Consider the following 14,471-nt stretch of genomic DNA (forward strand, 5'->3'; position numbering starts at 1 on the left):
ATGTCAAACACCTATAATGAAAGCTACTTTTTATTATTTGTCCATTAATTTTCTACGAAGTAGCTTGTTTGCACCGTTTCGTGGGAGCTTGTCCGTAACAATAATCTCTTTTGGTAGTTTATATTTCGCAAGCTTCTTTTGACAAAATGCTTGTAATTGTTCTACCTGAACATGTTCTTTTAATACAACAAAGGCGATTGGTACTTGTCCCCACTTATCATCATCAATGCCGCATACTCCAGCTTCCTTTACAGCAGGATGTGTAAGTAGCACATTTTCAATTTCAGCAGGATAAATATTTTCGCCACCTGAAATAATTAAATCAGCCCGACGATCGATAACAAATAAATAACCATCTTCATCTATATAACCAATATCCCCAGTATGGAGCCAGCCATCAATCGTTGCATCTTTTTGGGCAAAACGACCAATGTACCCTGGCGTAACATGTGGACCACGTATGCAAATTTCTCCTTCACCATTGTCATTCGGCTCAGCAATACGAATTTGATTAAAAAATAATGGTTTTCCCGCTGAACCAATTTTTTTCATCGCATCTTCATTTGCTAATGTTGCGGTTTGTGACGAAGTTTCTGTCATACCATACGTTTGAGCTACAGCTAAATGTAATGCTTGCGCTCTCTTTAAATAATCCACTGGCACAGGCCCACCACCTGCGAGCATCATTTTAAATTTTGGTGAAGCTTTTGCATTTTTCTGTTCAAGAGTATGTAGAATCCTTTCCAATGTGACAGCGACTACCGACATATGTGTAACCTCGCCATCCATTATATTTTGTGAAATGGCTTCTGCATCAAAGTGATCATATAAATGCACTTTATTTCCGTATAACAGTGAACGCACTAAAATAGAAAAGCCGCTAATATGAAAAAGTGGTACAGCACATAACCAAGTATCATCCGCATGCAAACCTATATTTAACACTGAGGCCGTTGCACTTGCCTGGTGATTTCCTACTGTTTGACAAACGCCCTTTGGAAAACCAGTCGTACCAGATGTGTACATAATCGATGTTGTTTGGTTTAAAGACCATTCTTTCGTAATATCAATAGCCGTTTCTGTACTTTTTTCTATAGTAGAAAATAAATAATTAGTCGTATGTGTTGGTAATTTTTCTATATCCTCATCGGCAACTAATACTGCCAAAGCCTCTGAATCCTCTAGCTGGTAAGCAATTTCATCCTGTGTTAGCCTACGATTTAGCATGACCATTTCACATTGTAAATGCATACATGCGTACATCATAATGACAAGAGAAGGTTTACTCGGCCCCATTATTGCAATACGGTCGCCTTGCTTAATATCCAGTGTTGTAAGTTGACGAGCACGTTTTAAAGATAAATCATTTAACTCTTGAAATGTCCAAGTCTGCCCATTATATGTTAAACCGTCACGTAAAGGTGTTAAATACGCTCGCTGTAAAACCCAATTCAGATACATCTCGTTATTCCTCCAATCTGCCTTATCTTGCCGTTTCATGTAATATCCTTCAGTTGGATATGAAGTTCCATCACTCTGCCAAGTCTATCCGCCTTACCCATTTAGATATACAAAAAGCTCGTATCTCAGTAAGATACGAGCCGTTCATCGCTTCAGATCATCAAGGGAATCTTGGGAATTGACCGAAATCTGGTTGACGTTTTTCTTTAAATGCGTCACGACCTTCTTTAGCTTCATCTGTTGTGTAATAAAGAAGAGTAGCGTCGCCAGCCATTTGTTGAAGACCTGCTAACCCGTCTGTATCTGCATTCATTGCTGCTTTTAAGAAGCGTAGAGCAGTTGGAGACATTTCTAGCATTTCTTCACACCATTGTACAGTTTCATCTTCTAATTGCTCATAAGGAACAACTGTGTTAACTAATCCCATATCAAGTGCTTGCTGTGCATCATATTGACGGCAAAGGTACCAAATTTCACGCGCCTTTTTATGACCAATAATACGTGCAAGATAGCCTGAGCCATATCCAGCATCGAATGAACCAACTTTTGGTCCAGTTTGTCCAAAACGAGCGTTGTCAGCAGCAATTGTTAAGTCACAGACAACGTGTAATACGTGTCCTCCACCGATTGCATAACCTGCTACCATCGCTACTACAGGTTTTGGAATAACACGGATTAAACGTTGTAAATCAAGGACGTTTAGACGTGGGATCTCATCTTCACCAACATAGCCGCCATGACCGCGTACTTTTTGGTCACCACCTGAACAGAAGGCATGTTCACCTTCACCAGTTAAAATGATAACTCCAACATTTTTGTCATCACGTGCACGTGAAAAAGCATCGATCATTTCCATTACCGTTTTTGGTCGGAACGCGTTGCGTACTTCTGGACGGTTAATCGTAATTTTTGCGATACCGTTATAGAACTCATACTTAATGTCTTCATAAGTATGTAAACTTGTCCATTGACGTGTCATTGAATTGCCTCCTAATAATTAAATTCGTCTCGTTCAAATCGAGGCGAAAACGTAAAAATTTTATGACTATCAATTATGCCTCGACATAATTGCGTCTGGAATCGGCTTTGTGCAAGCACAAAGAATTCCTTTCCGATTCCATGGCTTTAACTTCTCTCATTGGTGTTGAAAGAAGTTAAATACTCCTCTACTATTGTAGCAAACTCAGCGGGATTTTCCACATGAATTGCATGTCCAGCGTCATTTACTGTCGTATGCTTGGCATTTTTTAATAACGCTTTCATTTCTAGTGCTATTTTACAAAATTTCTCATCTAGTGAACCCGTCATTAAAAGCACAGGAAATTCAAGCTTCTCCAATGCCATCCAATTTGATGGTTGGCTTCCTGTACCAATGCCCAGTAAGCTACCTGCCAAGCCTTCCTCCTTCTGAGAAAGTCGTTCGAGCCTAATCGCTTCTTGCACATTGTGTGGTAAACGCTTTTGAGATTCAAACAAAGGAATAGTCTCCCATGCATTAACAAATGATATTAAACCATTACTAATTATTTTTCCAGCGAGAGCGTTATCTCTCTCACAACGTTCAGAACGTTCCTTTGCAGTTCGTAAACCTGGCGAAGCACTTTCTAAAATTAGCTTTTCAATGCGTTCAGGGTAGGAGATTACATACGATAATGCAACTCTTCCTCCCATTGAATAGCCTAGCAGCGTAAATTTCTTAAGCTCTAACTGGCAAAAGACTTCCTCTAAATCTTGGATTTGCTCTTCCATAGAGAAACGACTAATTTGCTGGGGTATTGCCGTTTGACCATGTCCAATTAAATCAATGGCAATAACTCGTACACTAGGTAGAGCTTTCGCTAAATTTCGCCATGTAGCCGTACTACTTGTAAAACCGTGCAATGCAACGAGTGTTTGCTCCGCTTCTTCATTCCAGATTTCCACGCTCGTTTCAAGTCCACGAATCATTAGCTTTGCCATGCTTTTAGCCCCGCATTAATGCGATTCCACAACGCCCGATGCGCATATACATTTTCCTCTCGGTTCGTGAAAATTTCGATTAAGCGCATTGGTCGTTTTTTCATAGTAGTGAACTTTACTGATAGCTCTGAAATATCGTCTACACGTATATAGTCCATTCCGTACATGTTGGCTATATCAAAGAATTCTAGGGCAGTCGGTGTCCCGAATAAATCTTCATAATGTGCCTCTACTGTAGATTGTGGTAAATAAGAAAAAATACCGCCGCCATCATTATTCATAACGATTATTGTTAGGTTGCATTCCTGGTATCTTGAAGCAATTAATCCGTTGACATCATGTAAAAAGGCTAGATCGCCTATAAGCAAGTAAGTTTCACGGTTATTTCCTTGACTAAAGCCCATTGCTGTCGATACGACGCCATCAATACCGTTCGTTCCACGATTCGCAACAATACGAAGATCTTTTGGTGTCGCCATTAAAAACGTATCAATATCACGCACTGGCATACTGCTACTTACAAAAATATCACTACCATTAGGAATCATTTTGAGTAATCGACTTACCATTGCTCCTTCATCAATTGCACCATCAGAATAGTGTTCAATATACTCTAGTGCTATATCATTAGCATCTTGCCACTCAGCTAAATACGCTGCTTCTAGTGCTGTTTCAGAGACTTCTAATTGCGTGAGCCACTCACCAATACTTGCATGAATAAAATGAGTAGATGCACCTGTAGCATCACGGAACATCGGATCTTCATCGACCACAATATAAGCATCTGGCTGAGATTTAGTAATAAATTGCATAATAAATTTAGAAACAGGCTGTGCTCCTAAACGTAGTACCGTATCTGGTTTAACTAATGCTTTAAAATCTTCGCTTTTCATAATTGCATCGTACGTTGTGATCATATATGGTAAACAATCCTCTGGGACAGACGAGCGCATATTAGATAAACTCTCGACAATGATCGGCCATTTTAATTGACGAACAAACTCCCACATCATTGTTAAATCTGTACCAAGTGCTAGCTCACCAATAATAACAAAGCCTCTTTTAGTTGCACGTATAATCTCCGATAACCCTTGTTGAGTCGCCATGGAAGGTATTAACTGACCCATACTACTGTGCTTAAATATCGCTTCTGGAAGTTCCTCTCGAAAATCAATCAACAAAGGTTCTCTAAACGGTACATTAATATGCACTGGTCCAAATGGTGCGCTCATTGCAATCGCTACCGCACGTGCGATATGACGCTCGATAAACGGCAATGTTGGTGCTGCATCATCTGCCAACGGGAAATCCACGCTCCACTTAACATGAGAGCCATATAAATTCGGCTGATTAATAGCCTGTGGTGCACCCACCTCTCGCAGTTCATGTGGACGATCAGCTGTGATTACAATTAACGGTACACGGGCATAGCTTGCTTCAATAATGGCAGGAAAATAATTTGCCGCGGCTGTTCCCGAAGTGCATAAAAGAACAACAGGTTTTGCGGTAGCCTTTGCAATTCCTAACGCAAAAAAGGCAGCAGATCGCTCATCAACCTGACGATACATATGGAGCTGTTTCGTTGAAGCAAATGCATAAGCTAAAGGTGTAGAACGTGAGCCAGGGCTGACAACAACGTTTTCAACACCAGCTTGCACTAGTGACGCTACCATTTTATAAACATAATCCGTTAACATTTCTCGTTCACTCATGTAATTGTCCTCCTAGCGCACGAAGCATTGGACGGAATTTCACTAATGTTTCCTCATATTCAGATTGTGGCTCTGAATCTGCTACTATTCCGCCACCAGCATATAAATAAGCCTTATCTTTAAGTAAAGCAGCCGAACGAATGGCCACTGCAAATTCCCCATTGCCTTCAGCATCTACCCAACCAATTGGAGCAGCGTAAAGTCCACGATTCATAGGCTCATACTTACGTATAGCTGCCATTGCCTCTTTCCTAGGCACACCGCCTAAAGCTGGCGTTGGATGCAAAGACTTTGTCAGTTGTAATATAGTTGCCTCATTATTCAACTGACCTTCAACAGGTGTATATAAATGTTGTATATCTCTAATCTTTAGTAAGCGAGGGCTATCTGGTACTTTCATCTCGACACAATTTTTACGGAAAGTTTCCGCAATCATATCGACAACATATTGATGCTCGCCACCGTTTTTCGAATCATTTAATAAGCTTTGTCCATAAGCTTCATCTTCCTCTGCTGTCTTACCACGTTTAATAGAACCTGCCACACAAGATGAAAAGGCGCGGCCCTTTTCTACTTTTACAAGACGTTCAGGGGACGCACCAAAGAACAATAATTCTTGACGCTCTAAACCAAATAAATAGCTCTCTGGCTGCTCATGAATAATTTGTGATAATACCTGTGGTGAAGAAACTTCTTCTTTAAATTGCAATGCGAGCGAGCGTGCAATAACAACTTTATCTGCCTTCTTTTGCTTAATCAATGCTGTTACTTGGTCAATCGACGCTAAATATGGTTCCTTATATGGCTCAAAATAACTTGTGATTTCGGGCTTAGAATACGTTTTCACTTCTTTTACCTGCGCAGCATGAATTAAATGATCTCGCTCTTTACGTAACGCGTCAAACTTAGACTCTGCTTGCCCATCTTTTGAAAGAAGATGGATACTTACAAATGCTTTGTCATCGCGTATGACAAGCTGATAAGTTGCGAGCGCAAAAAAAGCTTCCGGAAAGTCTGTCCACTCCCCAGCAACATTATTTTGTGGATCGAATGTAAATCCGCCAAATAAGATTGGCTGTAGCTCACTTTGTCCCTTAACACAGTTTTTAGTTAAGCTTTTCCATTCAGCTTCTATTGCATCGTAGCGATCATTTTTGGCGTTATTTTGAATCGTATAGGCATGCCCTAGCCCTACTAAAGTCATTGTTTTTTCTCTATTTTGCCAATAAAATCGTTCACCTTTATAATGCTCCTCACCCGCTGCATAAAATGCGAGCGCCGATAAGCGACTTACTTCAATTGTTTCCATATAAAAATGAAGGCTTTGGCCCAAAGAGTCCACTTCTACTTCTGTGGCTTGGTACCACTTCTGTTGCATGAAAATTACCTCCGTTGTTGCAATGTACATAATGAATGACGCACGGTATGTTTTGTACTCGTTCTACACTTTCTCATAAATATCAACTACTTTGGCTTTTTGGATTATCACCAAAACGTGTGGTTGATTTCCGTTCCGAATGGGCGCTTTGTGCTGACGCTTCGCTTTCGCACAGATAAAACATTTATTGCTCTTCGTTCCCCATCGCTAATCCCCCAAGGAGTCACCCAGTCGTAACGAAGATCAACTTATTTACATAGTAGACGTTTTAGCAAATGTCATCCAAACTTTTGGTGATGAACTTTTTCTTTAGAACAAATTGACCAAAACCTTGCATAATGACATGAGCGTTTGTACTTTTACCACATCATATTACTTTTGTTAAAATAGCTGTCATTTTATTTTGCTAGCCTATTCTTTGTACTGTTGCTATTATCTTAATTATTGTTTTCAGTTCATAAATGCATGTTCTATTGTATCATTTTTTTTATCTTAACTGTATGTAATAAGCTGTGAACCTATCCAATTTCTCATTCTTCGTATAAAATAAGAATAGTCTACAACATTTGAAGGAGAGAAAGACCTTATGACCAAAGTCATTGAAGCTGATAGGGGTTTTAAAGTTTGGTGGCATTTAACACGTCCACATACTTTAACCGCTTCATTCGTTCCAGTATTTTTAGGAACAGCGATTGCCTTAGCAATTGAAAAACAATCAATCGATTATGGACTATTTTTTGCTATGCTCATTGCAAGTATGCTTATACAAGCAGCAACAAATATGTTCAATGAATATTACGATTACAAATTAGGACTAGACAACGAAAATTCTGTCGGTATCGGTGGAACGATTGTACGTCACGGTGTTCAACCAAAAACTATTATGATGATTGCCTTAAGCTTTTATGCAATCGCTATGCTGCTTGGTATTTACATATGTGCCTCTACCTCTTGGTGGCTTGCTGCCGTAGGGCTTGTTTGTATGCTGATCGGTTTTTTATATACTGGAGGACCTTACCCTATAGCCTATTCACCATTCGGAGAACTTGTATCAGGCGCTGTTATGGGAATGGGTATTGTCTTAATCGCCTTTTATATTCAAACACTTACAGTAACTTTTGATGCTGTTTTACTTTCAGTACCTAGTATGATTTTAGTTGGGGCAATCATGCTATCCAACAATATCCGTGATATCGTTGGCGATACAGAAGGTGGTCGAAAAACGCTTGCTATTTTAGTAGGCCGGGACAATGCCATTTCTGTCCTATCTGGCTTTTTTATCATTTCGTACTTATGGGTAATCGCTCTTGTAGCAATTGACGGTATTACTTTTTGGGCCCTAATCATTTTCTTAAGTGTTCCAAAACCACTTCGTGCGATTCAAATTTTCCGCGATAAAAAAGAAGCTAAAGAAGTGATGCCTGCGATGAAATTTACAGCGCAAACAAATACATTCTTCGGCTTCCTCTTAGGAATTGGTTTATTAATTCAATATTTCTTTTATTAAGATGATTCATCATTAAAGATGCAGCAGCCTTAAAAGGTTGCTGCATCTTTTACATAGCGTCGAAAATTATTACTTGCAATACCGCAAACTTCTTCGATTGAAAAATGTTCACGTAATGCCTCTAACAAATTTTGTGCCTCTCCTGCGTGTGCTAATCCTTTGACAGTAACATCTATACCATCGAAGTCTGAACCTAGTCCAAGGTGCTCTACCCCTACTATATTCGCTAGATGCTTCACATGCGCTACTAAATCATCTATCATAGCATTGTCTCGGATAAAAGTCGGGTAGTATACGACATGTATATGACCACCATGCTCGACAAGTGCTTTCGCCTGAGCATCCGATAAATTTCTAGGATGATCACAAATTGCACGTGCATTACTATGACTAGCAATTAGATGCTTCGCTAGTGGCAAGACATCCCAAAAACTCTGTTCATTTAAATGTGAGACATCGATAATAATATCTCTCTCATTTAGCAAGTTTATAACTTCTTTACCAAATGATTTTAAACCAAGGCTTGCATCCTGTTCAGCACCGTGAGCTACAGCATTTTCTTCATTCCATGTTAGGCCAACAAGCTTTACACCTGCGTCTAATATGGCAGAAAGCTTTGCTAAATCTTCGCCGATTGGACCACAGCCCTCTAAGCTTAAAATGGCACCAATTTCATGCGGAGCTAAAGTATCTAATTGGGACCAATCCGTAATATGCACCATGCCCTCAGTTTGTAATACATGTGTATGGAAGGCTTCAATTTGCCGCACCGCCTCTAAAAATTGCATGCTTTGCGGAATGTTAGGGTTTATAAAAATAGCAAAAACTTGTGCCTTAACCCGCCCCAAATGTAATCTCTCTCGATTGGCATGCAAACGTACATCATCTTCAAATTTTGCCGCTTCTAAAGTTGTTAATTTCAATAGAGCATCACAGTGTAAATCAATTATATCCATATTCTCACCCCCTACAGCTATTATACTGCCTGTGAGTGAAAATGCTTACTAACTTTTATCTTGTGGCGTATCGGAAGAGCCAAATTCCTCAAGTTCTATGAAATCATCTGATTTTGGAGTAGAAGACAATACATCTTCCTCTACTGGCCTTAAATTATCTTCTTTGTGCTCCGCATGCTCAACACATGTCAGTGCTTTCGGCATAGCTTCTAGGCGACCAATCGGAATCTCTTCACCACATACAGCACATTTACCATATGTACCGTCCTCCATCGCTTGAAGTGCAGCCTTTATTTCCTCAGCATCGTCACCACGGTGCTCATCAATCGCCATTTCCGTTAGCTGATCTGTTAAATCACTCGCATTGTCAGCTGGATGATTATCATAATTAGATAGCTCTGTCGCTTGTGGACGCTCTGATTCCTCCAATTGCTGTTCTATTTCCTGTAGCTCCTGCTCTAATTGCTTTTTCAATTTTTCCATTACTTGTGGGTTCAAAAAAATCTCCTCCTCATGCCTTCATTTTTTCCTAAATTAATATTTCTAAAACATGAAAGCATAAGAAGGAATCACTTATTTTTTGTATAATTATTTTCATTTAGTAAATGTTTTTTGTAGCGACAGCGAAACTGCATCTATAATTACGCTAAAGTGAAATTGTGGATGGCATCATGTAAAAATTGCGCTGCTCCTTTAGCAACACGTTCATCGTAATAAGCTAAAAAGCGTTCATCCGCTACATACATCTGTGCTATACCTGCATGTGCTTCCTTAGAATATTGTGACCACGAAAAGCTAAGCCAACGTTTATGAAGCTCTGCTACTTCCATTGCCACATCATTGTTTGTATCGCCGATTGCCATCGCTTCTTTTAAACGAGCAAATAATTGCTGTTCTAGCTGCTGCATAGCCTCATACTGTTCTTCGGTCATATTCATTAACTTCGCATTCGATGCATCAACCGTTTTGTCACCATATTTTGCACGAACTTCTTGACCATATTGCTTTTCATTCTCCTCGATTAGTTTCTCTTTAAATCCATTAAATTTCTCTTCATTTGCCATTGGTCGTTCCTCCTCTATAGATTGAATGGTTTTTTCCACTGTTTGTAATATCTTTTCAAGCTGTTCCTTGCGTTTCAGTAAAGCCGTACGATGGGTTTTGAGTGCCACTGTATGTTCAAAATCTGGCGATTGAATAATTTCCTTAATGGTTGCTAACTTCATATCTAATGCTCTATAAAATAAAATTTGCTGGAGCATATCAACTTCAAACTGTCCGTAAAATCGATAGCCCGCCTCATTGGTTCTTGCTGGCTTCAGTAATCCAATTTCATCGTAATAGCGTAGTGTTCTTGTGCTAACTCCGGATAATTGAGCAATCTCTTGAATCGTAAGTTCCACACTGTTCACCCCCTCTACTACTACTGTAAATCTTTACGCAACGTTAAGGTCAAGAAAAAAACAAAAAAATTGCTCATTACCATTACATTGAATTAATTATATATGCCATTCAAATTTCAACCTTCAATACATGTGAATGAAAAAAGCAAACTATCACTAGTTTGCTCTTTTCTTCAATTAAATGTTTGCATATTTCCCATGCCACATAATATTTCTATAGTTTTCTACATCTGTGTCACCTTCAGTGTTAACAAACAATATACGAGAATTTCCATCTATTTGTAATGTATCTTTCAGTTGTTTATATTGCTCATTCATCATCAACTCATAAAAACATCCAACTGGGGCAGCTCCCGATTCTCCAGCAATAATTCGTGCATCTGTTGCTAATGGATTCCCAAGAATACGCATACCTGTAGCGGCAATTTCCTCATCACAGCAAATACTCACCTTCGTATAAGTCTTTAACAAATCCCAAGCTAGTGGATTCGGCTCACCACAAGCAAGACCTGCCATAATGGTTTGCATCTCTCCACCAACCGTTACAAACTGCTCAGCTCCTGCTTTAAAGCTTTCATAATAGCAATTCGCTACAAAAGGCTCAACTAAGACAAATGTAATCTCTTGCTCATAGTATTGTTGTAAGAAAGCTACAACTGCACCTGCAAAAGATCCAACCCCAGCTTGTAAAAATACGTGGGTAGGTCCTTTTTCCAACTGCAGGGCGACTTCTTTTATTAGTGTTGTATAGCCCTGCATAATCCATAACGGAATTTCCTCATAGCCTTCCCACATCGTATCCTGAATAACGACCCAGTCATTGTCTGTAGCTAGTTGTGAAGTATAACGAACTGTATCATCATAATTCATTGTCGTTATTTCAGCATATGCACCTTCATTTTTAATATTTTGGAGGCGCTCCTCAGCACTACCTGCTGGCATATAAATGCGTGCTTTCAAACCAAGCTCTCTAGCAGCCCAAGCTACTCCACGACCATGATTACCATCGGTCGTTGAAATAAATGTTAAGTCTCCTAGCTGCTCCTTTATTTCTGGTGATTTAAGCTGCTCAAATGATAGCTCATCAATATTCCTACCTAACTTTTTGGCAACGTACTGCCCAATTGCATAAACACCACCCAATACTTTGAATGCATTTAAGTCAAATCGATATGATTCATCTTTTACAAAAATACTTTGTACGCCAACTAGTGATGCAAAAGCATTTAAGCTTTGTAATGGTGTGCTTTCAAATTTCTCATATGTACGTTGAAATCTACCAACACGGTTTACTTGTTCTGGAGAAAAATGATGTAGAAAAGGTACTACTTGTTCTACGTTCTTCTGCAAAAAATATTGTTGGTTGTTTGTCCATAATAATTTTTCCATCTTCATCCCCCTACTTTTGTTTCTATATTTATCTTAGCTTATAGCATCACAAAAAAATACTACAAGGCTGTTTTCGAAAAGATTATTGCTAAATAGTTTTCGATACTTTATATCTACTGAGATTGAGAGGTTAGAATATGATAAGAAATGAGAAAGAGTTGAAAACCAAGCTGAATCAGTTGATTAGTGATTCTGATTTCTTGCGTTTACAAGAATCTTTTGAAAAACAAAGCTTGTTTCAATTATTAGGTTTTGGACACCGCGAAACGATGCATAGTTCTTTTATCAGTTGGTTGCTTTCACCAACGTCTTCGTTAAATTTAGGGACGTTCCCACAGAAGCGTTTCTCTACTATATTTGCGAGGAGAATGTATCAAATGCGAAAACCGTTATTGATTTTGATTTAATCAAATCGGACTCACTCCAACTAGAGGAAATGGAAGTGGCAACTGAGGTATCGGAGTCTGCGGTCGATCCAGAGACAAATGAGGAATTACGGGCTCGATTTGATTTGTGTTTGATGAACGATCTGGTAAAAATCATTGTGGAGAATAAGGTGTTGGCAAGAGAAAACAAAGACCAGACCGAAACCTATACGAAAATCTTAAAACAATTGGATGATTCCTATACATATGAATTAAAGGTCTTTTTGTCTCCAGGTGCCACGGTAAAACCAAAATGTCCCGAGTTTATTCAAATTGATTATCAAGGGTTATATGATTTCGTCATATTGCCTTGCTTGAATCACCCGAAAATTACAACTGCAAATAAAAATATTTTAGAAGAATATATACATAATCTTCGTATGGTCTATAAAGGAGTGAATAAGCCGATGGCAAGAGTTAATGATGAGTTGTGTGTAGCAATATATGATAAATATAAAGAAGTATTAGATGAGATATTCGATGCGGTTAAAAATGAGACACCTGAAAAAAGGACGGCCAAAACGCCTTCTCCGATTCGAAAATCAAATATCTCTTGGAAAGAGTTGTATTCACGACTAAATGAAGACGAAAAAAATCTAGAAGCTACTTATGGAGGTGCCGTAAGAGAGGCAGAAATCGACCTAACAAGTGGCAAGGTCCTTTTTGAAGGGAAAGAATATAGTAGTCCTTCAGCCGCTGCCATTGCCGCAGTAAATTCCACTAAAGGTGAAAATTACAAAGACCGTTACAATGGATATGCGTTGTGGAGTATTGTGTATCCAAATGGTGATAAGAAGAAACTGTCTGATGTACGTGATGATATCGCTGCATCTTTAGCTCAAGAGGAAGAGGATTAAGCTCCTTAAGAACTACATATACATTACCAGAAGTTATTAAAGAAATTATTGTAGTGATGTAGGCTTAACTAAGTATCTTTCTAGATTATTTCGTATTCAAGTATTCCACAAAAAGGCACAATTGTTTAATAAGCTTCGCTGTTTTTCCTAAAACGGGGCTTTAGTTAAACTTCAATTCACGAACTATCAAAATGAAAAGGTGGAATTTAATCTACACATTTTGTAGATTAAATCTGCCTTTTTGCTTTAACAGCAACAATTTTTTGGAAAACAGCTTAATTGAAAAAGAAAAATTTGAAACCTATTAATGAGATTCATCGTATAATACTAGTATATTCAATAGGAGGTATAAAATGGATAACCCTAGTAGAATAGCGATAATTGGAGGAACAGGGAAAGTTGGGAGACATATAGCAGCTCGTGCAATAGAAAAAGGATATCATGTTCGGATGCTTGTAAGAAATCCGGATAAGGTACTATATAAAAATGATAAAATTGAAATAGTGAAAGGACAGGTTCAAGAAATAGAAAGCATCCGAGAACTTCTTAAAGATTGTCAAGTTGTTATTAATACATTTGGTCAACCACCTAAAGAGGAACCTATTTATAGTAAAGTTACAGCTACTATTTTTAATGTGATGAAAGATTTAAACATTAGTCGATATATAGGTGTTTCCGGTGGTTCTCTAACGATTAAAGAGGACAAAAAAAGCATGATGAATCGTTTTGGAGCAAAGATGTTTGAAGTTCTCTTTCCGAAAATGATGAAGGATAAAAAATTGGAATGGGAACTTTTATTAAATAATAAACAAATTAAATGGACACTACTTAGATTACCGTTTGTAAAAGATAGCTTAACATCCAATCAGATAAAGGAAAATCTTACTGATATGCCTGGTACAAAAATTACGAATCAAGATATAGCCACTTTTATCATTGATCATATTGATAATGCAAAGTACGTGCATAAAACACCTTTTATATCCCATTAAGGTACTAGCAATTAATAGTGTATCTTCATTCGCCACCTTGGACCATTTTGAAATGCAAAAAAATACAGTAGATGTAAATTACATCTACTGTATTTTAGTATGACCCGTACGGGATTCGAACCCGTGTTACCGCCGTGAAAGGGCGGTGTCTTAACCACTTGACCAACGGGCCAATGGCGGAGAAGGAGGGATTTGAACCCTCGCGCCGGTTACCCGACCTACACCCTTAGCAGGGGCGCCTCTTCAGCCTCTTGAGTACTTCCCCACAAAAAAATGGCTCCGAAGGCAGGACTCGAACCTGCGACAACCTGATTAACAGTCAGGTGCTACTACCAACTGAGCTACTTCGGAATAATGGTGGGCCTAAATGGACTCGAACCATCGACCTCACGCTTATCAGGCGTGCGCTCTAACCAGCTGAGCTATAGGCCC

13 protein-coding genes and 4 tRNA genes are annotated in these 14,471 nt (G+C 38.8%); 4 read left to right on the forward strand and 13 right to left on the reverse strand.

What is annotated here, in order from left to right; genetic code table 11:
- Nucleotides 1-33 precede the first annotated feature (33 nt).
- The 5 genes from ABE34_RS02425 to ABE34_RS02445 form a co-directional block, all read right to left on the reverse strand.
- Entirely contained in the window at nucleotides 34-1,461 is a 1,428-nt protein-coding gene (locus ABE34_RS02425) for an o-succinylbenzoate--CoA ligase (protein WP_197140202.1), read from the reverse strand.
- Nucleotides 1,462-1,621: 160 nt separating this feature from the next.
- Nucleotides 1,622-2,440 carry a 1,4-dihydroxy-2-naphthoyl-CoA synthase gene (gene menB, locus ABE34_RS02430; RefSeq protein WP_053485078.1) on the reverse strand — a complete coding sequence of 273 codons (819 nt, stop codon included), beginning with the start codon at nucleotides 2,438-2,440 and terminating at the stop codon, nucleotides 1,622-1,624.
- Between the two features lie 146 nt (nucleotides 2,441-2,586).
- Nucleotides 2,587-3,420, reverse strand: a complete 834-nt coding sequence (gene menH, locus ABE34_RS02435) for a 2-succinyl-6-hydroxy-2,4-cyclohexadiene-1-carboxylate synthase (RefSeq protein WP_197140204.1) — start codon at nucleotides 3,418-3,420, stop codon at nucleotides 2,587-2,589.
- Nucleotides 3,408-5,132, reverse strand: coding sequence for a 2-succinyl-5-enolpyruvyl-6-hydroxy-3-cyclohexene-1-carboxylic-acid synthase (menD, locus tag ABE34_RS02440; protein ID WP_197140206.1), 1,725 nt, complete (start codon nucleotides 5,130-5,132; stop codon nucleotides 3,408-3,410). Before menD ends, menH begins: the two co-directional genes overlap by 13 nt.
- A complete protein-coding gene (locus tag ABE34_RS02445; RefSeq protein WP_197140208.1) occupies nucleotides 5,125-6,510 on the reverse strand; it encodes an isochorismate synthase in 1,386 nt (461 codons plus the stop codon). Before ABE34_RS02445 ends, menD begins: the two co-directional genes overlap by 8 nt.
- A 586-nt stretch (nucleotides 6,511-7,096) precedes the next feature.
- Here ABE34_RS02445 and ABE34_RS02450 point away from each other — a divergent pair.
- Nucleotides 7,097-8,017, forward strand: a complete 921-nt coding sequence (locus tag ABE34_RS02450; protein WP_197140210.1) for a 1,4-dihydroxy-2-naphthoate polyprenyltransferase — start codon at nucleotides 7,097-7,099, stop codon at nucleotides 8,015-8,017.
- 29 nt (nucleotides 8,018-8,046) lie between these two features.
- Here the strand turns inward: ABE34_RS02450 and ABE34_RS02455 are convergent, their stop codons facing one another.
- The 4 genes from ABE34_RS02455 to dpaL form a co-directional block, all read right to left on the reverse strand.
- Nucleotides 8,047-8,973: a dipeptidase gene (locus ABE34_RS02455; RefSeq protein WP_197140212.1), complete on the reverse strand. Its 927-nt coding sequence runs from the start codon at nucleotides 8,971-8,973 to the stop codon at nucleotides 8,047-8,049.
- Nucleotides 8,974-9,021: 48 nt separating this feature from the next.
- The gene (locus ABE34_RS02460; RefSeq protein WP_197140214.1) at nucleotides 9,022-9,471 is read right to left on the reverse strand and encodes a TraR/DksA C4-type zinc finger protein; all 450 of its coding nucleotides are present in this window, start codon (nucleotides 9,469-9,471) and stop codon (nucleotides 9,022-9,024) included.
- 143 nt (nucleotides 9,472-9,614) lie between these two features.
- The gene (locus ABE34_RS02465) at nucleotides 9,615-10,376 is read right to left on the reverse strand and encodes a TipAS antibiotic-recognition domain-containing protein (RefSeq protein ID WP_197140216.1); all 762 of its coding nucleotides are present in this window, start codon (nucleotides 10,374-10,376) and stop codon (nucleotides 9,615-9,617) included.
- Nucleotides 10,377-10,553: 177 nt separating this feature from the next.
- Complete coding sequence (dpaL, locus tag ABE34_RS02470; protein WP_241747019.1) at nucleotides 10,554-11,765, reverse strand: diaminopropionate ammonia-lyase; 1,212 nt, start codon at nucleotides 11,763-11,765, stop codon at nucleotides 10,554-10,556.
- 137 nt (nucleotides 11,766-11,902) lie between these two features.
- Here dpaL and ABE34_RS24920 point away from each other — a divergent pair, with 137 nt between their 5' ends.
- The 3 genes from ABE34_RS24920 to ABE34_RS02480 all read left to right on the forward strand — a co-directional run bounded on the left by ABE34_RS24920 (nucleotide 11,903) and on the right by ABE34_RS02480 (nucleotide 14,039).
- A complete protein-coding gene (locus tag ABE34_RS24920) occupies nucleotides 11,903-12,172 on the forward strand; it encodes a hypothetical protein (RefSeq protein ID WP_241747020.1) in 270 nt (89 codons plus the stop codon).
- 35 nt (nucleotides 12,173-12,207) lie between these two features.
- The gene (locus ABE34_RS02475) at nucleotides 12,208-13,047 is read left to right on the forward strand and encodes a PD-(D/E)XK nuclease family protein (protein WP_346655510.1); all 840 of its coding nucleotides are present in this window, start codon (nucleotides 12,208-12,210) and stop codon (nucleotides 13,045-13,047) included.
- 353 nt (nucleotides 13,048-13,400) lie between these two features.
- The gene (locus ABE34_RS02480; protein ID WP_197140220.1) at nucleotides 13,401-14,039 is read left to right on the forward strand and encodes an NAD(P)-dependent oxidoreductase; all 639 of its coding nucleotides are present in this window, start codon (nucleotides 13,401-13,403) and stop codon (nucleotides 14,037-14,039) included.
- A gap of 100 nt (nucleotides 14,040-14,139) precedes the next feature.
- Here ABE34_RS02480 and ABE34_RS02485 read toward each other — a convergent pair.
- The 4 genes from ABE34_RS02485 to ABE34_RS02500 all read right to left on the reverse strand — a co-directional run bounded on the left by ABE34_RS02485 (nucleotide 14,140) and on the right by ABE34_RS02500 (nucleotide 14,471).
- Nucleotides 14,140-14,211, reverse strand: a tRNA-Glu gene (locus tag ABE34_RS02485).
- A 2-nt stretch (nucleotides 14,212-14,213) separates the two neighbouring features.
- A tRNA-Ser gene (locus ABE34_RS02490) sits at nucleotides 14,214-14,304 on the reverse strand.
- A gap of 9 nt (nucleotides 14,305-14,313) precedes the next feature.
- Nucleotides 14,314-14,390, reverse strand: a tRNA-Asn gene (locus ABE34_RS02495).
- Between the two features lie 4 nt (nucleotides 14,391-14,394).
- A tRNA-Ile gene (locus tag ABE34_RS02500) sits at nucleotides 14,395-14,471 on the reverse strand.

The sequence above is a fragment of the Lysinibacillus sphaericus genome (genome assembly GCF_015844675.1).
In the GTDB taxonomy this organism is placed as follows: domain Bacteria; phylum Bacillota; class Bacilli; order Bacillales_A; family Planococcaceae; genus Lysinibacillus; species Lysinibacillus sphaericus_E.